Origin of the sequence: Klebsiella sp. X1-16S-Nf21 (genome assembly GCF_002837615.1) — a bacterium.
GTDB lineage: Bacteria > Pseudomonadota > Gammaproteobacteria > Enterobacterales > Enterobacteriaceae > Klebsiella > Klebsiella variicola.
In genome coordinates, this window is sequence record NZ_PJDK01000060.1 from 1 (window position 1) to 26327 (window position 26327).

Annotated in this window: 24 protein-coding genes, 1 tRNA gene and 2 pseudogenes; 17 read left to right on the forward strand and 10 right to left on the reverse strand. The window is 56.1% G+C overall.

The annotated features are described in order from the left end of the window. The coding region (locus CW267_RS31445) for a hypothetical protein (protein WP_227521867.1) at window positions 1-106 on the forward strand (106 nt) is incomplete at its 5' end. A 132-nt stretch (window positions 107-238) separates the two neighbouring features. Here CW267_RS31445 and CW267_RS31735 read toward each other — a convergent pair. From CW267_RS31735 to CW267_RS22315, 3 genes and pseudogenes are all read right to left on the reverse strand, one after another. Then, a pseudogene (locus CW267_RS31735) lies at window positions 239-949 on the reverse strand (nucleoside recognition domain-containing protein); the annotation flags it as partial. Window positions 950-1067: 118 nt separating this feature from the next. Then, a complete protein-coding gene (locus tag CW267_RS22310) occupies window positions 1068-2030 on the reverse strand; it encodes an MDR family oxidoreductase (RefSeq protein ID WP_226330361.1) in 963 nt (320 codons plus the stop codon). Next, window positions 1921-2746, reverse strand: a pseudogene (locus CW267_RS22315) (TetR family transcriptional regulator C-terminal domain-containing protein). The gene CW267_RS22310 and the pseudogene CW267_RS22315 overlap by 110 nt, the downstream one beginning before the upstream one ends. 559 nt (window positions 2747-3305) lie before the next feature. Here CW267_RS22315 and CW267_RS22320 point away from each other — a divergent pair. The 8 genes from CW267_RS22320 (at window position 3306) to CW267_RS22355 (ending at window position 11696) form a co-directional block, all read left to right on the forward strand. After that, on the forward strand, window positions 3306-4940 hold the full coding sequence (locus CW267_RS22320) for a Na+/H+ antiporter (protein WP_016161424.1): 1635 nt from the start codon (window positions 3306-3308) through the stop codon (window positions 4938-4940). A gap of 455 nt (window positions 4941-5395) precedes the next feature. Continuing rightward, window positions 5396-6325 carry a serine O-acetyltransferase EpsC gene (epsC, locus tag CW267_RS22325; RefSeq protein WP_008804177.1) on the forward strand — a complete coding sequence of 310 codons (930 nt, stop codon included), beginning with the start codon at window positions 5396-5398 and terminating at the stop codon, window positions 6323-6325. Between the two features lie 63 nt (window positions 6326-6388). Next, a complete protein-coding gene (locus tag CW267_RS22330) occupies window positions 6389-7294 on the forward strand; it encodes a PLP-dependent cysteine synthase family protein (RefSeq protein WP_012967642.1) in 906 nt (301 codons plus the stop codon). After that, window positions 7287-7715: a Mov34/MPN/PAD-1 family protein gene (locus tag CW267_RS22335; RefSeq protein ID WP_012541140.1), complete on the forward strand. Its 429-nt coding sequence runs from the start codon at window positions 7287-7289 to the stop codon at window positions 7713-7715. The genes CW267_RS22330 and CW267_RS22335 overlap by 8 nt, the downstream gene beginning before the upstream one ends. 59 nt (window positions 7716-7774) lie before the next feature. Then, entirely contained in the window at window positions 7775-8065 is a 291-nt protein-coding gene (locus CW267_RS22340; protein ID WP_008804180.1) for a MoaD/ThiS family protein, read from the forward strand. Beyond that, entirely contained in the window at window positions 8062-9237 is a 1176-nt protein-coding gene (gene moeB, locus CW267_RS22345; protein ID WP_012541141.1) for a molybdopterin-synthase adenylyltransferase MoeB, read from the forward strand. The genes CW267_RS22340 and moeB overlap by 4 nt, the downstream gene beginning before the upstream one ends. 37 nt (window positions 9238-9274) lie before the next feature. Further along, window positions 9275-10219: a family 2A encapsulin nanocompartment shell protein gene (locus CW267_RS22350; RefSeq protein ID WP_008804182.1), complete on the forward strand. Its 945-nt coding sequence runs from the start codon at window positions 9275-9277 to the stop codon at window positions 10217-10219. After that, on the forward strand, window positions 10206-11696 hold the full coding sequence (locus tag CW267_RS22355; RefSeq protein ID WP_063105806.1) for a cysteine desulfurase: 1491 nt from the start codon (window positions 10206-10208) through the stop codon (window positions 11694-11696). Before CW267_RS22350 ends, CW267_RS22355 begins: the two co-directional genes overlap by 14 nt. Window positions 11697-11769: 73 nt before the next feature. Here the strand turns inward: CW267_RS22355 and CW267_RS22360 are convergent. Then, window positions 11770-11845 (reverse strand) — tRNA-Asn (locus tag CW267_RS22360). 330 nt (window positions 11846-12175) lie between these two features. Between CW267_RS22360 and nac the strand changes: the two genes are divergently transcribed. The 3 genes from nac to ldtA all read left to right on the forward strand — a co-directional run bounded on the left by nac (window position 12176) and on the right by ldtA (window position 15169). After that, window positions 12176-13093 (forward strand): nitrogen assimilation transcriptional regulator NAC, encoded by a 918-nt coding sequence (gene nac / locus CW267_RS22365; RefSeq protein WP_002911729.1) that lies wholly within the window; start codon window positions 12176-12178, stop codon window positions 13091-13093. A 106-nt stretch (window positions 13094-13199) separates the two neighbouring features. Further along, window positions 13200-14150 (forward strand): HTH-type transcriptional regulator Cbl, encoded by a 951-nt coding sequence (gene cbl, locus CW267_RS22370; RefSeq protein ID WP_004180456.1) that lies wholly within the window; start codon window positions 13200-13202, stop codon window positions 14148-14150. A gap of 77 nt (window positions 14151-14227) precedes the next feature. Further along, a complete protein-coding gene (gene ldtA, locus CW267_RS22375; RefSeq protein WP_032733302.1) occupies window positions 14228-15169 on the forward strand; it encodes a L,D-transpeptidase in 942 nt (313 codons plus the stop codon). A 198-nt stretch (window positions 15170-15367) separates the two neighbouring features. On the opposite strand, the gene CW267_RS22380 is transcribed toward ldtA, so the two are convergent. After that, window positions 15368-15604 carry a hypothetical protein gene (locus CW267_RS22380; protein WP_100781498.1) on the reverse strand — a complete coding sequence of 79 codons (237 nt, stop codon included), beginning with the start codon at window positions 15602-15604 and terminating at the stop codon, window positions 15368-15370. Between the two features lie 308 nt (window positions 15605-15912). After that, complete coding sequence (locus CW267_RS22385; RefSeq protein ID WP_100781497.1) at window positions 15913-16833, reverse strand: LysR family transcriptional regulator; 921 nt, start codon at window positions 16831-16833, stop codon at window positions 15913-15915. A gap of 142 nt (window positions 16834-16975) precedes the next feature. On the opposite strand from CW267_RS22385, the gene CW267_RS22390 reads away from it, so the two are divergent. The 5 genes from CW267_RS22390 (at window position 16976) to CW267_RS22410 (ending at window position 21434) form a co-directional block, all read left to right on the forward strand. After that, a complete protein-coding gene (locus CW267_RS22390) occupies window positions 16976-17365 on the forward strand; it encodes a RidA family protein (RefSeq protein WP_012541196.1) in 390 nt (129 codons plus the stop codon). 126 nt (window positions 17366-17491) lie between these two features. After that, window positions 17492-18451 carry a quinone oxidoreductase family protein gene (locus CW267_RS22395; RefSeq protein WP_100781496.1) on the forward strand — a complete coding sequence of 320 codons (960 nt, stop codon included), beginning with the start codon at window positions 17492-17494 and terminating at the stop codon, window positions 18449-18451. 397 nt (window positions 18452-18848) lie between these two features. Further along, window positions 18849-19745, forward strand: coding sequence for an ABC transporter substrate-binding protein (locus CW267_RS22400; RefSeq protein ID WP_008804189.1), 897 nt, complete (start codon window positions 18849-18851; stop codon window positions 19743-19745). Then, window positions 19742-20680, forward strand: a complete 939-nt coding sequence (locus CW267_RS22405; protein ID WP_008804190.1) for an amino acid ABC transporter permease — start codon at window positions 19742-19744, stop codon at window positions 20678-20680. The genes CW267_RS22400 and CW267_RS22405 overlap by 4 nt, the downstream gene beginning before the upstream one ends. Beyond that, window positions 20673-21434, forward strand: coding sequence for an amino acid ABC transporter ATP-binding protein (locus CW267_RS22410; protein ID WP_008804191.1), 762 nt, complete (start codon window positions 20673-20675; stop codon window positions 21432-21434). Before CW267_RS22405 ends, CW267_RS22410 begins: the two co-directional genes overlap by 8 nt. Here the strand turns inward: CW267_RS22410 and CW267_RS22415 are convergent. The 4 genes from CW267_RS22415 to purB form a co-directional block, all read right to left on the reverse strand. Next, a complete protein-coding gene (locus tag CW267_RS22415; protein ID WP_072124621.1) occupies window positions 21429-22772 on the reverse strand; it encodes an MmgE/PrpD family protein in 1344 nt (447 codons plus the stop codon). The two genes, CW267_RS22410 and CW267_RS22415, sit on opposite strands and share 6 nt — an antisense overlap. Window positions 22773-22939: 167 nt before the next feature. Further along, entirely contained in the window at window positions 22940-24124 is a 1185-nt protein-coding gene (locus tag CW267_RS22420; protein WP_012967651.1) for an amidohydrolase, read from the reverse strand. Then, a complete protein-coding gene (locus CW267_RS22425; protein WP_008804194.1) occupies window positions 24125-24661 on the reverse strand; it encodes a GNAT family N-acetyltransferase in 537 nt (178 codons plus the stop codon). It lies immediately after the preceding gene. After that, complete coding sequence (purB, locus tag CW267_RS22430) at window positions 24658-26040, reverse strand: adenylosuccinate lyase (RefSeq protein ID WP_049156838.1); 1383 nt, start codon at window positions 26038-26040, stop codon at window positions 24658-24660. The genes CW267_RS22425 and purB overlap by 4 nt, the downstream gene beginning before the upstream one ends. Window positions 26041-26327 lie beyond the last annotated feature (287 nt).

Sequence of the window (26327 nt, forward strand, 5' to 3'; positions counted from 1 at the left end):
GGCCAGAGCAGAGGCGTTAAAACAGGATCAGGTGCAGAACGGTACGCAGCAGGATGCCGACGATCGCCGCGGGAACGACAAAGCGAAACAGGCGCACAAACCGTGAGCTGATGCCGAGAAAAATACCGATACCGGGGAGGTCAAAGGTCTGGATCAGCAGGCCGGCCGAGGCGTTGACCTGGCTGACGGTCACTTTGCCCTGCTGGATCAGCTCAGAAATGACGCCAAAGTAGGCGGTGCCCCCGGCGACGCACTTCACCAGCGCCGGCAGCACAAAGTTCTGCGGGATATGCAGCCAGCCAAGTACCGGCTTCAGCGCCTGCTGTAGCAGGTCAATAGCCCCGGCGCCCTGCAGCAGTCCGACAATGGTTAACGACAGGATCAGCATCGGGACTGCGCCGAGCGCCAGGCGGATGGCGTCGGAGCCGGCGCTGTTGATCACCGCCAGTATGCCCTGGCTGTTTTGCTCGGCGTTAGGTAACGCTTCCGCGCGGGGATTCTCGGCGACCGATAAGCGCCGTCCGGTGACGTGCCAGGCGACGGCGGCCGCGCACAACCCGCCGACCACTGAGATAACGATCGAGGCCAGCCAGTGCAGACCAAAAGGGGTGAGGGGATAAAAGACGTTGCCTTGCCCCATGGCGAACACCATGGCCAGCGTGGCGGCCATTTGCCGGTCCGAGACGCCGCGTTTGTCCATAATCGACAGTGTCGCAAGCGGGGCGGCAAAGCTGACAAAGTTAATCTGGATCAGGGCGAAGGCGCTCATCCCGGTTAAGCCGAAGGGCTTCAGCAGCGGGGCAACCCAGCGAACAATCACATCGAGGATGCCGCGGACCTCCAGATATTTCATGATGATCAGCATGATCACCATAATCGGCAACAGCGTATACAGCGCAACGTCAACGGATGATTTACCCGCCGCCATAATGATGCTTATGACATCCATTTACTTTTTTACCACTCGCAAAGGCATCGGTTCGCGTCATCATAATCCCGTGGGGAAGGAAATGATATGCCTTGATCCTCTCGAAGTCCGGCGCCCCACGGGCGCCGGGAGAAGAGGATTACTGGCCGATATTGACCAGCGTCCGGCCGTGAATCGTGTTGCTGAGGAAATCTGCGGCATACGCTGGCGCCTGCTCCAGCGTGATTTCGGTGGCCGCCTGCTGGTAGTAGCTCTCCGGCAGAAGCTGGGCCAGACGCTGCCAGACGGCGTTGCGTTCAGCGGTCGGCACCATCACCGAGTCCACCCCCTGCAGGCGCACGTTGCGCAGAATAAACGGCATCACGGTGGTCGGCAGATCGAAGCCCCCGGCCAGACCGCAGGCGGCGACGCAGCCGCGGTATTGCGTCTGCGCCAGCACTTTGGCCAGCATCGTGCCGCCTACGGTATCCACCGCGCCCGCCCACAGCTGTTTCTCCAGCGGACGGGTCTCCGCGAAGTCGCTGCGCGGCAGGATCGCATCGGCGCCCAGCTGACGCAGGTAATCGTGCGTTGATTCCCGGCCCGATACCGCCGTCACCCGGTAGCCCAGCGCTTTCAGCAACACCACGGCGGTGCTACCGACCCCGCCGCTGGCGCCGGTAACCAGGATTTCCCCGCTTTCCGGAGTGACGCCCGCATTGACGAGGGCATCAACGCACAGCATCGCGGTAAAGCCGGCGGTGCCGATGATCATCGCCTGGCGCGCGCTGAGCGCCGCCGGCAGGGCAACCAGCCAGTCGCCTTTGACGCAGGCTTCGGTGGCCAGGCCACCCCAGTGGTTTTCGCCTACGCCCCAACCGGTCAGGATCACGTCCTGACCGGGAACAAAGCGCGGATCGCGGCTTTCACTCACCCGTCCCGCAAAATCGATGCCAGGCACCATCGGGAACTGACGGATGATTTTGCCTTTGCCGGTGATCGCCAGGGCATCTTTATAGTTGAGACTCGACCAGTCGATAGCGACCCGAACGTCGCCTTCGGCAAGGGCGGGCAGGTCGATCGCTTTGATGGCGGCGACGGTGCGGTTGTCGATCTGGTCCAGAACTAATGCTTTCATGACAGAGTATTCCTCGTCGGAAGGGGGTTATCGGCGCTAACGCCGTCCTGTGCAGGTGTTTTTGTTGTCATACTGTGCGCAAAAAATTCCCAGTACTGGTCAAGCGGTGCGGCAGACTGGCACAGCCTGGCGCGCATCACCGCGCCTTCCCAGCCGATCCAGAAGACCTGGGCCAGCGCGTCCGGTGAGGCGTCGCGGGCGATCGCTCCGGCAGCCTGCGCCTCGTGCAGGCAGCGGGCCACGCGCGACTCCCATGCCGCCAGAATCGCTTTTAATCGCCCGGGAAAGGTGTCGGGTAACAGCGGGGCCTCCTGCAGCAGGTTGCCCACCAGGCAGCCGCGGCGAAACTGGTATTTCTCCATCCCCTGGCCGGCATGACGCACAAAAGCCGCCATCCGTTCCAGCGGCGGCACGGCGTCGTCCAGCAGGAATTTATCTAATTTATGCGCAAAAAAGTCGCCATAGGCGCGAAGCACGGCCAGGCCAAAGGCCTCCTTGCTTTTAAAGCAGTGATAAAACGATCCCTTGGGCACATCGATATTCCTGATAACGGCCTCGATACCCGCCGCGAGATAGCCCGTTTCGGTCAGCACTTCAAGGCCTGAGCGAATCAGCGCCTGGCGCGTATCGTCAAACTGGCGATCGACCTTGGGTGGACGACCGCGGCGGGGCTTCAGGACGGCGGAGGTATCGGGATTCATCATTTAGACCGTGTGGTTTAATTGTTGGTCAGGGTACGCCCAAACGTGGGGTGGGGCAAGCGCAGCGTGGCGGAGGAGAGGGATGTCGAAAACCAGGGTCAGGAAGGCGGCCTGGCATGAGCATGTTCTGGCACTGTACGGCGATAACCGTTGTTTTCGGCAGTGAAATATTACTCTGCGAATTCTATTATGTTGCCTGGTAATATCCGTATTCGAAATACGATAAGAAGAACTAATAATATAAAAATATATTGATCCGTGATTACCATCAGGTGGGATAGACGAGCGCCAGAGATACCTGCATTGCGCTGTCGCAGACGCGGATTGTCAATTATTTGCAGACGATGGCGGATTGACAAAGGCGGTACGATAAAACACATTGTCACCCCTGGTTCGGCATGAGGCGCACCGTAGTTTAAATAACATCGCCATCATACAGAGATTGCTGACCTCTATTATCGGCGTCTGAAGCAATAAACCGGCGATGAAACAACACCTGCAAGGAAAGGAATAAAAGCGTGATGTACAGAATGAGTATTGCCGTCAGAGGAGGGGGCGAATGTCGCTAATTACTATTGTGTTGGTCTTTATGATGGCCATCGTCGTGACCGTGTTCGTGTCTCATCTTCTGCCCGTTAAGGTGCCGCTGCCGCTGATCCAGATCGCCGCAGGCGCTGCGCTGGCCGCCGGCGGATTTCAGGTCGATTTCGATCCGCATATCTTTTTGCTGCTGTTTATTCCGCCGCTGCTTTTCCTCGATGGCTGGCGGATCCCCAAAGACGCCTTTTTCAGGGATATGAAGCCGATTCTGTCGCTGGCGATAGGCCTGGTGATGGTGACGATCCTCGGCATTGGTCTGTTTATACACTGGCTGATCCCGGCTATCACCGTGGCCGCGGGGTTCGCCCTCGCGGCTATTCTGTCACCCACCGATCCGGTGGCGGTATCGGCAATGACCGCCAGCTCACCGCTTCCCTCAAGGATGGCGCATATTCTCGAAGGGGAGTCGCTGTTAAACGATGCTTCAGGCCTTGTCGCCTTTAACTTCGCCATCGCCGCGGTGCTGACCGGCAGCTTCTCGCCGGGAGACGCAGTGGTGAAGTTTTTCCTGATGGCGTTTGGGGGGATCCTCAGTGGCCTCGTGGTGGTGTGGGTCACCGGCAAATGCAACAACTTTCTCGTGCGGCGCACCCGCGAGGAGCCGGCAATTCAGATCCTGATAAGCCTGCTTATCCCCTTCGCTGCCTATTTGCTGGCCGAGGCGTTCCATGTCTCAGGCATTCTTGCTGCGGTGGCCGCCGGCATTGCGATGCACTATGAGCAGCTGTCGGGGCCCCGACTGCCGGCGACGCGTATGAAAAGCAGCGCGGTGTGGACCATGCTGCAGACCACCCTCAACGGCATGATTTTTCTCATGCTGGGCGAGCAGCTGCCGCGCATGCTGAATACGCTTCCTGCGGTGGCCAGTCAGGCCGGCGTCTCGTCTCCCTGGTATCTGCTGCTGTACGCGGTGGCCATCACCCTGGCGCTTGGCCTGATGCGCTTTGCCTGGGTATGGCTGTCGATGACCCTGACGATTTTCCGCCGCAAGCGCCGGGGCAAGGCTATCACTATTCGTCCGCGATTCAGCATTATGGCCGTCATGGCGCTGGCGGGGGTAAAAGGTTCCGTCACCCTTGCCGGTATCCTGACACTACCGGTATTGCTGGCGGATGGCTCGCCGTTTCCGGGGCGGGAACTGCTGATCTTTCTCTCAATGGCGGTGATCCTGATGTCGCTCATCGTGGCGGCTGTTGGCCTGCCGTACATGACCCAGTATCTTGCCGATGATTTACCCCATGACACCGGAAAGGACAATATCGGTGCGGTGATGACCGAAGTGGCGATTAACCGCCTGAATGCGCTGCTGGACGAGTCGGTGGACGATCCGAATGAGCAGGCTTTGCGGGTCGATGCGGGCAATATGCTGCTGGAAACGTACCAGCGGCGGCTGCACTATAACGACAGTGACGAGGAGCAGGACGTCGGGCTGGAGCTGGCGAAGCGCGCCAGGCTGGAGAAGTATATGCAAAGGGAGGTCATTATCGCTCAGCGCCAGGAGCTGTTCCGGCTGCGGCGCGCCCATAACATCAGTGATACGACCTTTTATGAAGTGCTGCGGGAGATAGACCTCAAGGAAGAAAGCTTGCGCTAACAAACATGGCCGGTGGGCCGGGGCGTAAGCGCTGAAAGGGGCTGCTTCGCCTTCCGGAAGAGGTGTTCTGCCGCGGTATAAAACAAAGCCTGCTGGAAAAGCAGGCTTTTTTTATGTTGGCGGCCTGGACTGGCGAACAGTGGCAGATGGGGCGAGTTGCTCTGAAAGCAAACCTCTGTCTCTACTTATTGCAAGGAACCTGCTTTTCCCCATCTCACTGGGGTTTGACGCCTGCAATGCTTGACCAGGCGGGACGCGATGTCACGACTGAGCGAGGTGAGGGGGGAAGAATACCTTGATTTTTAACTATTTATTCTTTTCAGCTATTTAAAGTCAATAAGGTTATTTGTTTTTAATGTGGGTAATGCATAAAAGTGAGGTAACGCCAAAAAGAATTTTATCGATGTGCTTTTATGAAGGATATTATTATGCCGGAAGCGGGTGAATTGTATCTCTTGCCGAAAAGAGAAAATAACTGGCATTTAAATAATGTCGTCAATGAATTGCGTCGCGTTCGCCAGGCGTGGCGCGATGAGCACGCGAAGAATAATTATCGTAATAAACGGAGTTTACCTTCCCGGGAAAGCGTTAATTCCGTCGCGGATACATTGATAAAAGTGCTTTATCCGATGCGATTAGGCGATGTGGACTTACGCAAAGAGGGGGAAGATTATTACGTCGGCCATTTGCTGGGCACCGCGCTGGACAGGCTCACCGAAGAAGCACTTCTGGAACTCTATTATCAGTCGGATGAGCAGGCGGAAAATGAGGTACTGTTGCAGGAGGCGGTCAGACGCGTTCAGCAGTTTGCCAACCGTTTACCGGTGATTCGTCAGCGTCTTGACGGTGATATCCTCGCCGCTTATCAGGGTGACCCCTCCGCGCGCAGCATGGATGATGTGCTGCTCTGCTACCCGGGAATTCATGCGGTGATGCACTATCGGCTGGCCCATGAGCTGCATCAGCTCGACCTTCCGCTGCTGGCGCGCATCATCACGGAAAAGGCGCATAGCCAGACCGGAATCGATATTCATCCCGGTGCGCAGATTGATGACGGATTCTTTATCGATCACGGAACCGGCGTGGTCATTGGTGAAACCGCCATCGTCGGTAAACGAGTACGTATTTATCAAGCCGTCACCCTGGGGGCCAAACGTTTCCTCGTCGGTGAGGACGGACAATTGCAAAAAAATTATCCTCGCCACCCTATTATTGAAGATGACGTTGTGATTTATGCCGGCGCGACAATCCTCGGGAGAATTACCATTGGGGCGCGCTCCAGCATCGGAGGAAATATCTGGCTAACTCGTGATGTGCCACCGGACAGTAATGTTCAACAGGCGCGAATACAGCAGAGACATTTCAGCGACGGCGACGGCATTTAATCATTACAAGAATAAATAAACCTATCGTTCCCGTACCATTAAAATAGCAGCGTGATCATTATTATGAATTTACTTGAAACGATTGGCGAGACGCCTTTAATAGCCTTGCCCTCTTTTTCTGCAGAATTATCGGGTGTCACGCTGCTGGCAAAAGCTGAATTTATGAATCCCAGCGGCTCGGTGAAAGACCGCGCGGCAAAAGCGATGGTACTGGACGGAATTGCGCGGGGGTTATTGACGCCGGATAAAACTATTATTGATGCGACCAGCGGTAATACCGGAATTGCTTACGCGATGATCGGCGCCGCGCTGGGGTATCACGTTCGGCTGTATCTCCCGCAGAATACCAGCCCGGAGCGTAAAAAAATAATTCGTCAGTATGGCGCCACGATTGTGGAGACTGATCCGCTTGAAGGTTCCGATGGCGCTTATCTTGAAGTCCAGGCCCAGGTCGCCGCACACCCGGAGCGCTATTTTTATCCCGACCAGTATAACAACCCCGTTAATCCGCAAACGCATTTCGCGACCACCGGGAAAGAGATCTGGGAGCAAAGCGGAAAGCAAGTCACCCATTTTGTCGCCGGGATGGGCACGTCAGGCAGTTTTGTCGGCACCGCCCGGCGGCTGAAGTTTGAGGATCCGCGGGTGAAAACCCTCGCCGTTCAGCCCGCTTCGCCATTCCATGGCATTGAAGGGACTAAGCATATGGGCAGCAGTATTAAACCCGGCATTCTCGACGAAACCCTGTTTGATGATGTGATTTCCGTCACCACCGAGGAGGCCTATGCGAGTGCGCGACGCCTCGCCCGGCGGGACGGCATTTTTGTCGGTATTTCATCTGGCGCCAATGTTGCCGCCGCCGCACGGCTGGCCCGCACGCTGCCGGCTGGTTCGGTGGTGGTCACGCTGCTGTGCGATGTGGGCTCCCGCTATTTGACCGACCCTTTCTGGAATGAAACCCATGATTGAATTGACTCGTGAAATCGCCAGACAGATTGGCGCTGAAGGGGAAAAGACCTATCCCAATGAATGCTGTGGTGCGCTTTTTGGTCATTTATCAGCGCAGGGCGATGGCCGCGTGACGGCGATTTTCCCCATCGTCAACGCGCGGGAATCGGAAGAGCAGTACCACCGCTTTGTTATCACCGCCGACGACGCCTTGCGGGCGGAGCGTGCTGCGCTGGCGGAAGGTGTGGATGTCATCGGCTATTACCATTCGCACCCCGATCATCCGGCCATTCCATCGGAATTTGACCGTGAACATGCCCTGCCGTTTTACGCCTACATCATCGTGGCGGTCGCGCAGCGGCAGGCGGGGGCGCTGACCAGCTGGCGGCTTACGCAGGACCGTCTGCGCTTTTTGCAGGAGGAAGTGCACATCGTTTCATGACGTGAATAACAGGCACAACGTTGCCGGAAACCAGAGCAAAACACGGAGAGATTATCACTATGGCATCGACATTACTGATCCCCACTGCGCTACGCGCTTTCACCGACGGTCAGGGGAAAGTGACCCTCGAAGGTCACACCGTTGGGCAACTGGTCGCGGCGCTGGCGGCGCGATATCCGGACATTCAGCCGCATCTGTATGACGACGCAGGCGCGTTGCGCAGCTTTATCAATCTGTATGTGGGCGAACACAATATTAAAACTACCGGTGGGCTGGAGACGCCGGTTAGCGATGGGGCGGAAGTGTTGCTGGTTCCCGCCATTGCCGGTGGCGTCGGGAAGGCGATATGAGCAGACCGAGCATTATCCCGGACGACCGTCTGTCGGCGCTGACGCATGCTGAGATTGCCCGCTACAGCCGCCACTTGCTGCTGCCGGAAGTCGGGCTTGAGGGGCAAAAGCGTCTGAAGGCCGCCCGCGTGTTACTTATTGGCACCGGCGGGTTGGGGGCGCCAGTGGCGCTTTATCTGGCCGCGGCGGGGGTTGGTAAGCTGGGGATTGTCGACTTTGATTTTGTCGATATCTCCAACCTGCAAAGGCAGATTATTCACAGCACCAAAGATATTAACCGCCCCAAAGTCGCTTCGGCGAAAGACAAGATTAAAGCAATTAACCCCGAGATTCAGGTGGAAACCTATAACACCACCCTGAGTAGTAAAAACGCGCTCGAGATCATCCGCGAATACGACCTGGTGGTCGACGGCACGGACAATTATCCCACCCGGTATCTGATCAACGATGCCTGCGTGTTACTGGGTAAGCCGCTGGTCTACGGCTCCATCTTCCAGTTTGAAGGGCAGGCCAGCGTTTTTTATGCCGGGCAAGGGCCCTGCTACCGCTGCCTTTATCCCGAGCCACCGCCGCCGGGACTGGTGCCCTCCTGCGCGGAAGGCGGCGTGGTCGGTGTGTTGCCGGGCATTATTGGCACTATTCAGGCCGCGGAAGCCATCAAGCTTATCGTCGGCGGCAGCGAGAGCCTGATCGGCCGTCTGCTGCTCTTCGATGTGTGGCAGATGAAGCAACGTGAACTGCGGCTGGAGAGGGACCCCGGCTGTCCGGTCTGCGGTGAGCATCCGTCGATCCATGCGCTCATCGACTATGAGGAGTTTTGCGGGCTGAAACCTGATGAGTCAGAAGCACCCATTGAAAGCGTCACGGCGCTTGAGCTTCATGCGTGGATAGAGGAGGGAAAACCCCTGCAACTGATCGACATTCGTGAGCCCCACGAAAGAGCGATCGCAAAATTTCCGCAGGCCAAAGTGATGCCGCTGGGCCAGATAGTCAGACGTATCGATGAATTCGATCCGACGGTCGATGCGGTGTTTCTGTGCAAGATAGGGCAGCGCAGTATTTTCGCCATTCGGGCACTCCAGCGCGCAGGTTATCAGGGGCGCGTGATGAATTTAAAAGATGGCCTAAACGCCTGGGCGCGGGATGTCGATACCCGTTTACCGCAGTACTAACCTTCAGCTCCACTCTTTCAAACACTAAGGACTTATCATGGCAGAACAAAAAAGCATTAATGCACTGGGGCGTGAAGCCGCGTATCAGTTAGCGAATGTGACCAAAACGGCGCCGCAATTTGCGGCAATTACTCCGCGCTGGGTCAGTCGTTTTCTCGATTATAAAGGGCTGGAGTCGGGCATTTATCGCGTCAACAAGGTCGTGGAGGGGGAGACGCCGCTGGACGTATTATGCAGCCAGGACCCTTCACGCGTAGAGATACCACAGGGCTATATTGAGTATCAGACCACACCGCGCGAATATCAGCTGGATTCGATCTCGACCATTATTAACGTTGATACCAAAATTGCCGATCTCTACAGTTCGCCCTATGACCAGGCGTCAGAGCAAATTGCGCTGGCGATCGAAAGCCTGCGTGAACGCCAGGAAAGCCAGCTTATTAATAATGATGAATATGGACTGCTGAAAAATATTGATGACTCGCAGCGCATTCAGACCCGCAACGGCCGCCCGACGCCGGATGATCTGGATGAGTTGTTGTCAAAAGTGTGGAAAGAGCCTTCCTTCTTCCTCGCCCATCCGCGGGCCATTGCCGCCTTTCAGCGTGAAGCCACGCGACGCGGTGTGCCGCCGGTCACGGTGAACCTGCATGGCGGGACTTTTATTCTGTGGCGCGGTATTCCGCTGATCCCTTCCGATAAACTGTTTGTCGACGGACTGAAGAACCCAAAAAGCCAGGGCGGGAAAACCAATATTCTGCTGATTCGCTCCGGGGAAAGTAAACGCGGCGTGCTGGGGCTTTATCAGGAAGGGCTGCCAAACGAGCAGTCTCGCGGGCTGTCGGTGCGCTTCCGCGGGATCGATGATAACGGCGTGGCCTCTTATTTACTCTCACTTTATTGCTCCGCCGCGATCCTGGCCGATGATGCCATTGCTGTGCTGGAAGATGTTGAAGTGGGTGAATATTATGACTACGAGTAATTTATTCACGCTTCCCTTTGCGCCGGGCGGATGGCCCGGCGAGGCGGATGACGCCCCCTCTGCACGCGATTATGGTCTGCCCGACGCGCGGGATCTGCAAGGGTTACTGAGCGATACGCCCGCCCGTCCGCGCGGAGTGGAGACGGCCTACGCGCCGCGGGTGGTGCCACTGGGCCAGGAGAGCAGGGCGGATATCGCCCCTCGCGGGATTGCAACATTGCCTGCTTTCGGCTCCCGGCCTGCGCCAGCGGCGCGGGTTGGGCAGATCCCCGTTGAGCGGATCCGTGCAGATTTTCCGATCCTTGCCGAACAGGTGGAGGGGCATCCGCTGGTGTGGCTGGATAATGCCGCGACGACCCAGCGCCCGAAGCAGGTTATCGATCGCATCAGCCATTATTATTTGCACGAAAACTCGAACGTTCATCGGGCGGCGCATACGCTTGCCGCTCGTTCCACCGATGCTTATGAAGCCGCGCGGGAGAAAGTATCGCGTTTTATTGGCGCCCGCGGCCCGGAGAATATTATCTTCGTGCGCGGCACCACGGAGGGACTCAATCTTATCGCGCACAGCTACGTGAAGCCGCTGCTACGCCCTGGGGATGAAATTATCCTCACGCAGCTTGAGCATCACGCCAACATTGTGCCGTGGCAACTTATTGCGCAGGAGACGGGCGCGACGATCCGCGTTGCGCCGGTTGATGAGCACGGACAGCTGATCGTCGAGGAGTATATTCGGTTATTCAACGATAAAACCCGTTTTGTGTCCGCCACTCACGTTTCCAACGCCCTGGGGACCGTGACGCCGGTTCAGGAACTGGTGCAGATCGCCCATCGTTTTGGCGTGCGTATCGCCATCGACGGCGCGCAGTCTATCTCACATATCCCGACCAACGTCACGGCGCTGGATGCCGATTTCTTTGTCTTCTCCGGGCATAAAATTTTTGGACCTACCGGGATCGGCGTCGTCTATGGCAAGCAGGAGGTACTGGAAGCGGCGCGCCCGTATCAGGGCGGCGGGAACATGATTGCCGACGTGACCTTTGAGCTGACGCGCTATCAGCCTTCGCCGAATAAGTTTGAGGCGGGAACGGGCAATATTGCCGATGCCGTCGGGCTGGGGGCGGCCATCGACTATGTGACCTCACTGGGGATCGAAAATATTGCGCAGTATGAGCATGCCTTACTGGAGTATGGGATTGCGAAGCTGTCGGCTATTCCGGGCCTGACGTTGGTCGGCACCGCGGCGAACAAAACCAGCGTCTTGTCTTTTGTGCTGGCGGGGCATGAAAATGAAGCCGTGGGGCGCTATCTCAGTCAGGTTGGCATCGCTGTGCGGTCCGGGCATCACTGTGCGCAACCGATCCTGCGTCGTTTGGGCTATGAGAGTACCGTCCGGCCTTCGCTGGCTTTTTATAACACGCCGCAGGAAATTGATTTTCTCGCCGAACAGGTTGCCCGATTTGCCGCGCGGCAATGACGCCGTAAACCGCGTAAGGCCGCATGAAAACCGAAAAGCAAAAAGCCTGCTCGAAAGCAGGCTTTTTTAAATTTGGCTCCTCTGACTGGACTCGAACCAGTGACATACGGATTAACAGTCCGCCGTTCTACCGACTGAACTACAGAGGAATCGTGTGAACGGGGCGCATATTAACGATGCCATCCGGCCTTGTCAAAGCCTGATTCAAAGAATTGCGTTCAACTGCTGACAATTTCAACAACCCCTGGCTGGGCGCCGCTTTTTTCACCATTACGCACCGTTGCGGTGCAAAAATACCCCTAATGGGGCATACCACAATCTGCTTACCGGGCAAATAAAAGCTGGATTGTTATCACTATCCCTTATAACACGGCCTCTGGCGGGCAGCGGCAGCGCAATTGAAAAGCTGGCAAGCAAATTGCAGAACCAGTTACATCATACTTCCAGCGTTGACGCTGGCGTTCCTTACAGGAGGCAAAATGAACTTAAGACGACTGAAATATTTTGTGAAAATCGTCGATATCGGCAGTCTGACCCAGGCCGCTGAAGTCTTGCACATCGCACAACCGGCCCTGAGCCAGCAGGTCGCGACCCTGGAAGGTGAAATGGACCAGCAGTTGCTGATACGCACCAAGCGAGGGGTCACGCCAACGGAAGCCGGTAAAATACTCTACACCCATGCGCGAACCATCCTGCGCCAGTGTGAGCAGGCGCAGCTGGCGGTCAATAACGTCGGCCAGACGCTGCGTGGTCAGGTCTCGATTGGCCTGGCGCCGGGCACGGCAGCTTCTGCCATTACCATGCCGTTGCTGCAGACGGTGCGTAATGAGTTGCCCGAGGTGATGGTCTATCTGCAGGAGAGCAGCGGCACTGCGCTGAATGACAAGCTGCTGGCGGGTCAGCTGGATATGGCGGTGCTGTATGAGCGTTCGCCAGTGGCCGGTATCGTCAGCCAGCCGCTGCTGAAAGAGGATCTCTACCTGGTGGGTACCCGCGACTGCCCGGGACAGAGCGTGGATCTCACGGCGGTGGCGGAGATGAACCTGTTCCTGCCGCGGGATTACAGCGCGGTACGGGCGCGGGTCACCGAGGCGTTCACCCTGCGTCGTCTGTCGGCGAAAATTATCGGCGAGATCGAATCCATTACCACCCTGACCGCGGCTATCGCCAGCGGCATGGGGGCGACGGTCCTGCCGGAATCCGCTGCCCGCTCCCTGTGCGGCGCGGCAAACGGCTGGATGGCGCGGATTAGCACGCCGTCGATGAGCCTGTCGCTGTCGCTGAATATGTCGGCACGCGGTAGTCTGTCGCCGCAGGCGCAGGCGGTGAAAGAGATCCTGCTGTCTCTGGTGAGCCGCCCGTCGCTGGAGAACCGTGAACTGCAGCTGGTTAGTTAGGCTATATTCTCTTAAGGAATAAGTTGCTGGTTTTTATTATTTGTTACCTGGGACAACAGACTTTAACAATAGCAGATATGTTAAGTCCATTGGCCCGGAGGAAAGGGTGAACTTCCAGCAACTGAAAATTATCCGTGAGGCGGCCCGTCAGGATTACAACCTGACGGAAGTCGCGAATATGCTCTATACCTCGCAGTCAGGCGTCAGCCGCCATATCCGGGAACTGGAAGAGGAGCTGGGGATTGAGATCTTTATCCGTCGCGGTAAGCGCCTGTTAGGCATGACCGAGCCGGGTAAAGCGCTGTTATCCATTGCCGAGCGCATCCTCAATGAAGCCAGCAACGTCCGGCGGCTGGCGGATCTCTTTACCAATGATGCCTCCGGTGTCTTAACCATCGCCACCACCCACACCCAGGCGCGCTACAGCCTGCCGCCGGTGATTAAAGCCTTCCGCGAGCTGTTCTCAGATGTTCGCGTCGAGCTGGTGCAGGGCACCCCGCAGGAAATCGAAGCGCTGCTGCATAACGGCGGGGCGGATATCGGTATCGCCAGCGAGCGCCTGAGCAACGACCCGACGCTGGCGGCTTTCCCCTGGTTCCGCTGGCATCACAGCCTGCTGGTGCCGAAGGATCATCCTTTGACGCAGGTTTCTCCTCTGACGCTGGAGGCGATCGCCCGCTGGCCGTTAATCACCTACCGCCAGGGGATCACTGGCCGTTCGCGAATCGATGAGGCCTTCAACCGCAAGGGGTTGATGCCGGATATCGTGCTGAGCGCCCAGGATTCCGATGTCATCAAGACCTATGTCGAGCTGGGGCTGGGCGTCGGGCTGGTTGCCGAGCAGTCCGGAGATGCCCGGGAAGCGGACACCTTTACGCGTCTCGATACTCGCCATCTGTTCGATGCCAATACCGTGTGGCTGGGGTTGAAGCGGGGCCAGCTGCAGCGTAACTACGTCTGGCGCTTTATCGAACTGTGCAATGCCGGACTGTCGCTGGATGAAATTAAGCGTCAGGCGATGGAGCCGGAAGAGGCCGCTATCGACTATCAGATTTAAGCCATCGCGGTCAGCGGATCGAGGCGAGGAAATAACGCTATAATTCACACACGAGAGTCGCGACTGAGGAAGGGAAAATGACGATGCGGCGTGTGAAATTACTTTGTTCTGCGCTGATGCTGCTCGCCAGCCACGGCGCGCTGGCCGTCAGTTATCCGCTGCCGCCGGAGGGAAGTCGTCTGGTGGGCAGCGCATTTACCATCGCCGTGCCGGAGAACAACACCCAACCGCTGGAAAGTTTTGCTGCCCAGTACGGCCAGGGGTTGAGCAATATGCTGGAGGCCAACCCCGGCGTTGATGTTTATTTGCCGCACTCCGGTTCGACGCTGATTATTCCGCAACAGTTGATCCTGCCTGACACCGTGCGCGAAGGGATCGTCATCAACGTCGCCGAAATGCGTCTCTATTATTACCCGCCGCTGGGCAATAGTGTGGAAGTGCTGCCAATCGGCATTGGCCAGGCCGGACGCGAAACCCCGCGTAACTGGGTGACGGCGGTAGAGCGCAAGCAGGAGGGACCGACCTGGGTTCCGACCGCCAATACCCGGCGCGAGTATGCGAAAGAGGGCAAAACCCTGCCGGCGCTGGTGCCGCCCGGGCCTGATAATCCGATGGGGCTGTATGCGATCTACATCGGCAGGCTGTACGCCATCCACGGCACCAACGCTAACTTTGGCATTGGGCTGCGCGTCAGCCAGGGGTGCATTCGCCTGCGCAATGACGATATTAAATTCCTGTTTGATAACGTACCGGTGGGGACGCGCGTCCAGCTAATCGATCAGCCGGTGAAGTACACCGTGGAGCCGGACGGCAGCCATTGGCTGGAGGTGCACGAGCCGCTGTCGCGCAATCGGGCGGAATTTGAATCCGACAGAAAAGTCCCGCTACCGATGACCTCGGCGCTGCGCGAGTTTACCCAAGGGCCGGGAGTGAGTCCTTCGCAGGCCGAGCAAACCCTGCAGCGCCGCTCCGGCATGCCGGTGAATATCAGCGCCTCAGCGGTGCAGGGGAGTTTGTAGCGGGGCGTTTAGCCTGATTAACGGTTATTGTAAGAAGGCTCTTTTGCTGTCGATGCATTCAACGTTGTTGGGGATAAGGATCGGGAAGCCGATCCTTAACTTATCAGCAGTGGCGGTGATGGCGTTTTAATGAGGGTGCCAGGAGATGCTCAGGAGGAGATGATAAAATCTGCAAATATATCTATGGACTTAATATTGTTACTGAGGATCTTTTTTTTGGCTGCCATTGTCCATGAAAGCGAAGATACCGCTTATGATAGCCAATATCCAGAATATAATACTAATGAGTTTTGCAGAATCCATATTATCAAAACACTCCTGACCACAGCCACTACCGCTGACCCCCATCCCGACGATCAAGAAGCTCATCATGCCGCTCAGCAATGCCAGAATCACGAAAACTACCGTGATGATAATTTTTATACCTTTTTTCATAAATTAATATCCTTATTTTATTAAATGCAATTTTCTATAATTACAATGAATGGTGCGGGAATGACGATATTAAAGATAAAGTGTACCTCATCGGGGATCCCATGAATACTGTAGTTAGGCAAACAGACTAGTGTTAGGGGAAATATTTCCAGCGAGTCCCGAACAGGACGGCAATCCCGCATTATAGTTCTTGGATTCGTTATAAATATTTAAATTGGGAAAACGATTTCTATTATTAACTTTCGTTCAAAACAACGGGAATGATCACCCATCGTCGTTGATAAGCGAATCAGGGAGTTGGGATGTCGTTACTTATTGTTGGTAATGGGGACATGCTGTTGCATCAATTCAACGATCCAGTCAATAAAAACGCGCAGTTTGCCGTTGACATGGCGGTTCGGCGGAAACGCCAGGTGCAGGGGCATTGGGCTGATACGCCATTGTGTAAATAACGGAATCAAAGCGCCAACAGCCTGATGTGCTGCCGCCATATAGATTGGCAGCGCAATCACGCCTAACCCGGCTAATCCAGCTTCGAGGTAAGCATTGCCGTCATCTACGGCAAGCACATAATTGCCCGTAATTTCAATCTGTTCACTCTCACTGCGCAGAACCAGAGGATCAATCTTACAGCTGCGTGAGGACACGAATCCTACTATGCGATGGTCGGTGTTTTGCAGTTCTCGCGGGTGCGCAGGGGCGCCAAGGCGTTCCACATAATGGGGGGCGACGTAGACGCCGATTTGCAAATCGCCGACATGGCGTGCGATTAGGGACTGGTCGGTGATTTCACCACCGCGCAGAACGCAATCCACGTTGTCGCCGATCAGATCCACCACCCGGTCGCTCACACCCATGTCGAACTGGATATCAGGGTAGCGGGCGTGGAAAGCCGGTAGCGCCGGCACCAGAATAAGGCGGGCCAGCGGACTGGGTACATCCACCCGTAGCCGTCCCCTGGGCGTCATCGCCGCACTGGACAGGCTGTTTTCAGCATCCTCCATGTCCGCCAGCAGACGGATGACGCGTTCGTAGTAGACCGCGCCATCAGGAGTCACACCGAGTTTGCGGGTAGTGCGATGGAGCAATTTGACGCGCAGGCGCGCTTCCAGCTGCTGAATGAGTTGCGTCACCGTGGTTTTGCTCATATGAAGCGTTTGGGCAGCCTTCGTGAAGCTACCTGCCTCTACCACGCGAGCAAAGGCGCGCATCGCATCGAAACGATCCATTCCTTATCCTCTCTTTTCACCGATTGTTTGGATATTACAAACAATGAGGGACAAAGTCGCTTGTTTATCCGCCCGATCTCGCCGCTGTAAAGTGTCTTTATATTCACCGGGCTTATTTCGCCCCACGATAAAGGTACAAAACATGACAGCACGCGAAGCCGTTTTTCCCTTCGGTCGGCAGACGCTCTATGAGCGCAATCGCTATTCACCGGCCATCAAATCCAATGGTTTTTTATTCGTTTCGGGGCAGGTTGGTAGCCGCGAGGACGGCTCGCCTGAGCACGATCTGCAAGCTCAGGTCAGGCTGGCGTTCAATAATCTTAATGCTGTGCTCGCGGCGGCAGGCTGCACGTTTGGTGACGTGGTAGACGTTACCCTCTTTGTCGTCGATCCCGAGTCAAATCTCGACGCTATCTGGAGTATTCTGCCAGAATATTGGGGGGAGGCGCCTTACCCTACGTTGACCGGGATCGGCGTGACCTGGCTTTACGGATTCACGTTTGAGATAAAGGTCATTGCCAAGCTGCCCTAAGCGTTATGAGTCTTTCCGCCAGTCGAAAATTCAATAGGGCAACCTGCGCTGCCTGTGGAGGTCTATGCTGGATCGGGAGAGTTAGCCAGACGGGTGCGGATTAACGGAGGGGAAAGAGGACAATTTATGAAAGCAGCGGTTTATGACGTGGCAGGCGCTCCCGGCGTCCTGAAATATGTCGATATCCCCGATCCGATCACCGGGCCTGACGATATCCTGATTGCTGTCGAGGCAATATCCATTGAAGGAGGCGATCTGATCAACCGCCGTTCAACTCCGCCGCCGCTTCCTTCATGGGTCGTGGGCTACGCGGCCGCGGGCACAGTGGTTGCCGTCGGATCGAATGTCCGTAGCCGTAAGGTTGGGGACAGAGTCGCTGCTTTTCACCTGCAGGGATCACATGCGGAACGTTGGGCGGTACCCGCGGAACACACCTGGCTTATCCCCGATGGCGTGGAGATGCCTGAAGCGGCGGTGGTACCGATTTCTTTTGCAACCGCGCATCATTGTCTTTTCACCCGAGGCATGCTCCGACACGGAGAAACCGTCCTTATTCAGGCCGCGGCGGGTGGCGTGGGGCTCGCGGCCGTTCAGCTTGCCTCACAAGCAGGCGCAACGGTCATCGCCGTGGCAAGCGGAACACAGCGCAGGAGTCGGTTGCTTGAACTGGGTGCCGATCATGTCGTGGATCGTGCCGAGCACAACATCGTAGACCGTGTCCGACAGTACACCCAGGGTACCGGTGTTGACCTCGTCATCGATCCGGTGGGGACGACGCTGCCTGCTTCGCTTTCTGCACTTGCCCCGGAAGGACGTCTCGTCTTCGTCGGTAATGCGGGCGGGGGGAGTCTGACTGTCGACTTGTGGTCGCCAATGCAGTCTAACCAGACACTCATGGGAGTCTTCATGGGCCCCCTTTTTGCAAAGCCTGGCGTGCGGGCCAGTGTGGACGACCTGTTGCAGGCTGTAGCAGCAGGGCGTATCAAGGTGGTCATTGACCGTATCTTCCCCCTGGCTAACGCTGCCGCGGCCCACGAATTCGCTGAGACAGCGAAACCGCTTGGCCGCGTCGTGATGAAGCCATGAGGTGCGTTTGACCAGTACGCGTGCGCCAGGCTAATGACTTGCATCTGGTATCAAGGCGATTTACCTGACGCATAGCAGGCGTGAGCGCACGGTTAAAACCGCAGAATATCAAAAGGAGTGGTTTAACATTCTTTTGAGCCAGCGAGTGCTGCGAGCCCGCGGCGCTGACCTTGAGTTTGAATGAAAAGTGTTCTTTAGCCCGCCCCTGACTTTCCCATTTTTTCGAAATCTTTATCTCTTTTTCTCATTTGTCAGTAAAAGGCATATGCCCGCAGAATCATGTCTAAGGCAGGGCGGGTGTTGCACTATCAATGATAAAACCCCTCTGATGGCCTTGCCTCTTTTACCGCACCTCTTTTGTGGTTTTTACAGGTTTTAACCAGGAAAAGGCTTCTTTATGACGTTATCTAAATTACTGCTTCCTTTGCTGATTGCCGGGAATCTCTCTTCTGCGTGGGCTGCCGGGCAGGTTGTTCCGTCCTCTACCACCTTTCATGTCACCGCTGATGAGGCGCTGAAAAGTAAGCTTCCGCCGGATATCGCCAAACGCGGATATATCGTTGCAGGCACCAATCCGAATACGCCCCCAACCACTTTTTTCCAGGAAGACAATAAAACGCTCGCCGGGCGTGAGATTGATGTGATGAATGCCGTGGCGGCAAGGCTCGGTGTGGAAGTGCGCTGGCAGGATACCGGCGGTTTCGACAATATTATTCCGGGGTTGAAATCGGGTCGCTATGACGTCGCACTATCCAATATCAACGCCACCAAAAAACGTCTCGAGCAGGTCGATTTCGTCAGTTACTACGATGCGTCGCGCCTGGGGGTCATCTCGCGTAAAGACGCCAATATTGCGCCATTTACCTCTTTTGAGGCTGTGTGCGGGCAGGAAGTGGGCGCCGGCGCGGGCACTACGCAGATTGGGCGTCTTGAAGCTGCAAGCAAAATTTGTACTGATGCGGGTAAGCCGCCGATCAAGATTGCCGTATTCCCGGATCGCCCTTCAGGCGTACAGGCCGTGGTCAGCGGTCGCGTACCGATGTTCTTCGGCCCGTATGAAGGTCTGACCTATCAGGTTAGCCAGGTCAAACCGCTGACGCTGACCGGCACTATTCATGTTGATGATGCGCCTGTCTCCGTGGCGTTCCCTAAACAGTCGGGGCTGGAAGAGGCGGTGCAGGCATCCCTGAACTCGCTGATCAAGGACGGGACTTACCAGAAAATCCTCGATAAATGGTCCATCGGTTTTGGCGCAGTCAAAGAGTCAAAACGTAATGAAGAGATTTTCGGATGAGCAGTGAAACACACGATCAGCAGCCGGAAGAACTGCGGATCATCGGTAAAAAATATATCGGGCGCTGGATAAGCGCCCTGATCGTATTGCTGATCTTGCTGGCTATGGGGAACTCCATGCTCAGCAATCCGCGTTTTGAATGGTCGGTGATTGCCGAAAACTTTACCGGTCCGTCGATCATTCAGGGCGTACTGATGACATTGCAACTGACCGCAATTTCCGTGATTTTTGGCTTTGCAGGCGGCACGATCCTGGCGCTGATGCGCCTGTCATCCAATCCGGTGCTGGTCGCTGTCAGCTGGGGATATACCTGGTTTTTCCGCGGGGTGCCGATGCTGGTTCAGTTATTTCTCTGGTACAACATTGCCGCGCTTTACCCGACTATTTCGATTTCGCTGCCGTGGGTTGGTGAAATCTGGAGCGCTTCTGCGAACTCACTGATTAGCCCGTTCAGTGCTGCCGTGATTGCATTAGTCATGCATCAGTCTGCCTATGCCGCAGAGATTATCCGCGCCGGGATCCAGAGCGTCGGCACCGGGCAAGTCGAGGCTGCACGTGCTCTGGGTTATCGCCCGGCACAAATATTCCTCCACACCATTTTGCCGCAGGCGATGCGCGCCATTCTGCCTCCGGCCGGGAATGAAGTGATCGGTCAGTTGAAAACCACAGCGGTTGTCTCGGTGATTTCACTACAGGATGTGCTGTTCTCCGCGCAGATTATTTATCAGCGCACCTATGAAGTGATCCCGCTACTGCTGGTCGCCACGTTGTGGTACCTGCTGCTGACATCATTGCTTTCAGTGATTCAGTATTACGTTGAACGACATTTCAGCCGCAGTAGTCACCGCAAGGTAAAACGCAAAGCCGGGAAAGCGTCGGCATCCGGCGCGGTCAGTACCCCCAGTATCAGCGCAGGAGAAACCAGCCATGGGTGAAGCCATTGAATTTCGCAAAGTCACTAAGCGTTTCTCCGGTAATACCATTCTGGATGAAATCAGCCTCGATATTCCGGCCGGTTCGGTCACGGTGATCCTCGGGCCTTCCGGTTCAGGGAAATCCACCTTGCTGCGTTGTATTAATCATCTTGAAAAACTGGATGGCGGCACGATCCGTATCGGTGGCGAACTGGTGGGTTATCAGCAGAAAGGGCAGGCATTGTATGAACTGAGCAGCCGCAGAATCGCCGCGCAGCGCAGCCGTACCGGCATGGTATTTCAACAATTTAACCTGTTCCCGCACCGCACCGTTTTGCAAAATATTACCGATGCGCCTTTGCGGGTGAAGAAGCAAAACCGTGAGCAGGTACTTAGTAAAGCCCGCGCGTTGCTCCGGCAGGTTGGGTTAGCCAGTCGTGAAGATGACTGGCCGCAGCAGCTTTCCGGCGGGCAGCAGCAGCGTGTAGCCATTGCCCGTGCGCTGGCGATGGATCCTGAAGTGATGTTGTTCGATGAACCCACTTCCGCGCTGGATCCTGAACTGGTGGGCGAAGTGTTGCAGGTGATCAAAAAGCTGGCGCACTCCGGGATAACGATGGTGATTGTCACCCACGAAATCGGCTTTGCACGAGAAGTGGCAGATAACGTCATCTTTATGGAGGGTGGCAAGATTGTGGCGTCGGGGCCAACGAAAAGTGTACTCGATGAAACGGAGAACGTCCGTGTCCGTAATTTCCTGTCGACGGTTTTATAATGACGCTGCGTTAATTTGTTTCGCAAATAACATATCAACCAGCCGCGGCAGACTGTCGCGGTTTTCCAGCCTGCTCAGTGCCACCAGCTCCATCCGCTTTGCGTCTGTGAAGTCGGGCAAACAGGCACGCAGTTTTGCCGGTAAATCAAACGGGATCGCCAGGCTTTGCTGCCGCGTGAAGCGCTGCTGCAGCACGCTACCGTCACGCAAAAACACCGTCACCTGATGAAAACGCGCGGCCGGGTTCAGCTCGTCCGGCGGTGCGGAGAAATCCGGGCAACGCGCCACACTTTCTGCCAGCGCGGCAATATCTGTCGCCACCGGCGCCGATGAGAAATCCTCTAAGCGTAGTTCTCCGCGCAGCAAACATGCCGCAATCACGTATTCCAGACTGAACCTGGCTTCAACGCCGGTGTTGGGTTTTCGCACCGACGCCGCAATATCACCGCCCGGCGGAAAAGACACTTCAATGCGTTCGATGGCTGCGATCAGTACATCCGCGCCGTTGCCCGTTTGCAGCCACTCCTGGCGGAGAGCTCGTGCGGCATCGGCGGCGCTATGCGTGCCTCCGCAGGTCGGATAGGGTTTGAATTCCAGACCGGGCGAGATAATCCGCCACGGCGCGCCCCAGCCTGAGATAAGTTTTTCCGGCTGCTGCTGACCGGCGCAATAAGTCGATAAAAAGCTGTCCAGCACGTTGTCCGGCTGGCCGTGAAAGCCTGCCAGCGTGAGCTGTGTGGCAATGACGGCGGTCTGCGCCGCCAGGCCCGCGTGCAACGGTTTGACATCACTGCCGAACTGCGCACGTAAGCCCGCAGACTGCGTCGCCGCGATACCCAAAATCACTGCCGTTTGCCGTTCCGTGGCATGCACCAGCCGCGCGCAGGCAGCGGCGGCGGCAATCGTGCCGAGCGTAGCGGTATTGTGAAAACCGAGGGTGTAATGCTGAGAACCGACGGCCAGCCCGAGGCGTCCGGACATTTCCACTCCGGTCACATACGCATCGAGAAAATGTGCGCCATTGATATCGGGGCTTTGTGAGGCCAGCGCCAGAAGCGCTGGCAAAATCACCACGCTGGGGTGACCGCGAAAATCGGGATGGAAATCGTCAAAATCCAGCGCGTGCCCGACATACCCGAGCAGCAACGCGCGGGTCGGCGGATCGTCAGCGCGGTAAACCTGATGCAAACTGTTCAGTCCCGCATCGGGGAAGTCACCGCGTAAAACCGGCAGGGTAACCGCCAAAAAATCCAGTAACCCTTCCCGTGCTGCTTCATGAGCCGCGGGGGAAGAGGACGAGCTGACGATAAGTTTCGCCAGCGATGGCGTTAATGTCATCGGTGTATTCCCCGTTTCAGGCCTGAGCGACCGAAGATAATAAATTAACGAAAGGTTCACGCTCGCAGAGCGCATGCAGTTGCACCAGCAGGGCGTCTGAAATCGGGTGCCCGTCAAGGGTCAACGATGAGAATCCATGCCTGGCAAGTCGGTGCCTGCTTGTCGATTCATGCGCTTTTATCCTTGCTGTTTATTTCCGCACTGAGAGTGCGCAGCGCTTGTACCGCCAGTTGCGACAGGTAATGTGCAGTCGGAAACAGGGCGCGATCGTCAACGCGAAATTGTGGATGGTGCAGCGCGTAAGGGCCTCCGGAGCCGATCATGATGAATGCGCCGGGCAATTTTTGCTGATAGAACGCGAAGTCCTCCCCTATCGGGCTGGCTTCAACGCGACGGGCTTCAAAGCCGGAGCCTTCACCGTGCGCCAGCGCGAAATCCACCCATTTAGCCGTATTGACCACTGACGGCGGGCCTGGCTGCCAGTCGAGGCTGATGTCGGTATCAAATGCCGCAGCGATACCCGTAAGAACCTGCCGCAAACGGCGTTCGATCAGTTCCCGTGTGTCCTGATTAAAGGTGCGGACGGTGCCTTCCAGCCAGGCGGAATCCGGGATCACATTCCAGGTGCTCCCGCTGTGAACCTGGGTGATAGAAACCACCGCGTTGTGTGCGGACGGCACGTTGCGGGCGATCAGGGTTTGCAGCGCGGAAATCACCTGTCCGGCGATAATAATCGGGTCGTTGCCTTCGTGTGGACGCGCCGCGTGGCTGCCGGTACCGGAGATGGCGATCGCAAAGCGATCCACGCCGGCGGTTAATGCGCCGTCTTTGCTGCCGATAACGCCAACCGGCAAAGAGGGATCGTTATGAATGCCGAAAATGACGGCAGCGTTATCGAGCGCGCCGGTGCTAATCAGCGTCGGCGCACCGTGACCGGTTTCTTCCGCCGCCTGAAACAGAATGCGTACCGTGCCGGAAAGCGAATCTTCCTGCGCTTTCAGCAAAATCGCCGCGCCAAGTGCCGCCGAGGTGTGGAAATCGTGGCCGCAGGCGTGCATCACTCCGGGATTTTGCGAGGTGTAATCCACAGCGGATTTTTCTTCAATCGGCAGGGCATCGATATCAGAACGTAGCACCACCAGTTCGCCGGGATTGATGCCGCCAATTTCTGCCACCAGACCAGTTTTGAGCGGCAAATCTATCACGCGGATTTGATACTTCTCCAGTACCGCCCGGATACTGGCGGTGGTGTTAAATTCGTCGTTGGACAGCTCCGGATGGCGGTGCAGGTGGTGGCGAAAATCCTGAATAAACGCCGCCAGTGGCTGATGTTCCTGCGTGATATCTAACATTTAAACTCCTGTAGGTGGCTGACGTTCCAGCCAGCGGGCGTGGCTTTTTTCATCGAGAATTTTTTTCAGGTACAGCGTGATATGTCCTTTGCCGAGGTCTCTTTCAAAGACCGGCTGAAAACCCAGTTTTAGGTACATATCGCGCAGCCACGGATGGCTGGTGGCGGTACCGAGGGAGTAAGCCGGGGCTTTCAGTTCGCGGATCAGAATGTTGTCTTCCAGCCAGCCCAACAGTTTTTTGCCGAGGCTCTGACCGGCGTAATCTGGATGCGTGCCAAACCAGCCAATATGCGGCAGGCCCAAAGGGCCCGGCATTGCGCCCCACGGGAAGCGCAGGGTAACCGAAGCCGCCATCCGCTGGTCATCAAAGAGCGCAAACACCGCATGATCGTCGAGGTGTTGTGTCACGCGTACCAGATCGGCGGTGGCAGCATCAAACTGAATCCCGAGCGCTTTGATTGGCGCGTAGGCGGCCAGCATCAGTGTCAGATAATCGTGTTTATCATCCAGCGTCAGCCGCCTGAAATGTTGTGTCATAACCCAGATCCCTCAGGAGAAGTCAGATGACCGGACTGCTCGGCAAAGCGGATGACGTCATCGACTTTTTGCGCGGCGCAGCCGGTGTAATGAGCCGGATCTAACCAGTGGTCAAGATCCCGTTCAGTAATACAGGCCGCCAACACCGGATGCGCAAGCAGAACGGTTTTAAAAGCGTGTCGTTTTTCAAACGCCTGCATGGCGCATTCATAAACCAGATGATGCGCGGTTTGTTTACCGAGTTTTTTACCGACCTCAAACATCACTTTTTCGGACAGCAGCAGGCCGTCCTGCATTTGCAAATTCGCAAGCATGCGTGCTTTATTGACCGTCAGGCCGGAGAGAATCGACTGAGCATTTTGCAGCTGTGCAGAGAGATAAATCGAGATTTCCGGCAGGGCGATCCACTCGGCGCGCCAGCTCATCGCATCACGTTCATGCTCCACGTGCATCGACTGATAAATCAGTGATGCGCTGTGCAACAGCGGCTGTGTCAGGCTGGCAAGACCTTCGAGGGCTGCGGGATTGCGTTTGTGCGGCATGGTAGTGGAGCCGATTTTCCCGCTGCTGAACGGTTCCTCGACTTCATTAATTTCGGTGCGCATCAGGTTGTAAAGTTCGTTGCCTATTTTGCCCAGAGTGCCGCTGATCAGCACCGCCACCGAGGCGTATTCTGAAAAGCGGTCACGCGCAGCCTGCCAGCCGATATTCGGCGTACTGAGGTTCAGGCGCGCCAGTGTGCGGCGTTCTACCTCCGGACCCACTTCGCCAAGCGCAGCGTAGGTACTGATCGCGCCGCTGATATTACCGGTCAGCAGACGCGGCGTGATGGCGGCAAGACGGTCGAGATGACGGATAAACTCATCCAGCCAGACGGCGACTTTAAAGCCAAACGTGGTGGGCAACGCCTGCATACCGTGGGTGCGGCCTGTCATCAGCGTGTACTGATGCTCACGCGCCAGCGCTTTCAGCTCATTCGCCACGGCGGTGCTGTCACGGACGATCACTTTCAGAGTTTGTGCCAGCTGTAAAACGGTGGCGGTATCGATGATATCCTGCGTGGTTGCGCCGTAATGAATGTATTCCCCTGCGTCACCGCATTGCTGTTGCAATGCGGTGAGCACCGGCATCAGAGAATGTTTCATCTGCGCGCCGGAGGCGGCGATGTCCTTAATATTCAGCTGGCTGGCATTGGCCAGCTCCGCAATGCTCAGCGCAGCCTGTTGCGGAATCACACCCAGCTCACCTTCGGCCAATGCCAGCGCAACTTCGACATTGATTTGCTGTGTCAGGCGATTTTGCTCTGACCAGATTTCCCGCATTTCGGGTGTGCCAAAATTGTTGCCAAGTAAAAGAAAATCTATCGGATGTGAGGACATAATACTCTCGTCTTATATAAGGGATAATTAACGTTGTTTTAAGATCGTCATTAAAAACACGATATCGAAATGGCGTATCAGGTATGGGATGATGCCAGATGCGTCTGTTTTCATTGCGTTAAATTAGCCCTGTCTGACACTATCATTTCTTTGATCCAGCACAGCATGCAAGGGGTTTATAGGCTATAGCAAAAATCAATCTATGCTATTGAGAATAAGTTAATAAGGATCCCCACTTAGCACTTTGTTAATTTTTTCAATTCTCGTAGGATGCTTTTAATAACACT

Bases quoted from the DNA above. Each gene is read 5' to 3' on its own strand.
- CW267_RS22320 (WP_016161424.1), top strand. From the start codon at position 3,306: ATGTCGCTAATTACTATTGTGTTGGTCTTTATGATGGCCATCGTCGTG.
- CW267_RS22330 (WP_012967642.1), top strand. From the start codon at position 6,389: ATGAATTTACTTGAAACGATTGGCGAGACGCCTTTAATAGCCTTGCCC.
- CW267_RS22335 (WP_012541140.1), top strand. From the start codon at position 7,287: ATGATTGAATTGACTCGTGAAATCGCCAGACAGATTGGCGCTGAAGGG.
- CW267_RS22340 (WP_008804180.1), top strand. From the start codon at position 7,775: ATGGCATCGACATTACTGATCCCCACTGCGCTACGCGCTTTCACCGAC.
- moeB (WP_012541141.1), top strand. From the start codon at position 8,062: ATGAGCAGACCGAGCATTATCCCGGACGACCGTCTGTCGGCGCTGACG.
- CW267_RS22350 (WP_008804182.1), top strand. From the start codon at position 9,275: ATGGCAGAACAAAAAAGCATTAATGCACTGGGGCGTGAAGCCGCGTAT.
- CW267_RS22355 (WP_063105806.1), top strand. From the start codon at position 10,206: ATGACTACGAGTAATTTATTCACGCTTCCCTTTGCGCCGGGCGGATGG.
- nac (WP_002911729.1), top strand. From the start codon at position 12,176: ATGAACTTAAGACGACTGAAATATTTTGTGAAAATCGTCGATATCGGC.
- ldtA (WP_032733302.1), top strand. From the start codon at position 14,228: ATGACGATGCGGCGTGTGAAATTACTTTGTTCTGCGCTGATGCTGCTC.
- CW267_RS22380 (WP_100781498.1), bottom strand. From the start codon at position 15,604: ATGAAAAAAGGTATAAAAATTATCATCACGGTAGTTTTCGTGATTCTG.
- CW267_RS22385 (WP_100781497.1), bottom strand. From the start codon at position 16,833: ATGGATCGTTTCGATGCGATGCGCGCCTTTGCTCGCGTGGTAGAGGCA.
- CW267_RS22390 (WP_012541196.1), top strand. From the start codon at position 16,976: ATGACAGCACGCGAAGCCGTTTTTCCCTTCGGTCGGCAGACGCTCTAT.
- CW267_RS22395 (WP_100781496.1), top strand. From the start codon at position 17,492: ATGAAAGCAGCGGTTTATGACGTGGCAGGCGCTCCCGGCGTCCTGAAA.
- CW267_RS22400 (WP_008804189.1), top strand. From the start codon at position 18,849: ATGACGTTATCTAAATTACTGCTTCCTTTGCTGATTGCCGGGAATCTC.
- CW267_RS22405 (WP_008804190.1), top strand. From the start codon at position 19,742: ATGAGCAGTGAAACACACGATCAGCAGCCGGAAGAACTGCGGATCATC.
- CW267_RS22410 (WP_008804191.1), top strand. From the start codon at position 20,673: ATGGGTGAAGCCATTGAATTTCGCAAAGTCACTAAGCGTTTCTCCGGT.
- CW267_RS22415 (WP_072124621.1), bottom strand. From the start codon at position 22,772: ATGACATTAACGCCATCGCTGGCGAAACTTATCGTCAGCTCGTCCTCT.
- CW267_RS22420 (WP_012967651.1), bottom strand. From the start codon at position 24,124: ATGTTAGATATCACGCAGGAACATCAGCCACTGGCGGCGTTTATTCAG.
- CW267_RS22425 (WP_008804194.1), bottom strand. From the start codon at position 24,661: ATGACACAACATTTCAGGCGGCTGACGCTGGATGATAAACACGATTAT.
- purB (WP_049156838.1), bottom strand. From the start codon at position 26,040: ATGTCCTCACATCCGATAGATTTTCTTTTACTTGGCAACAATTTTGGC.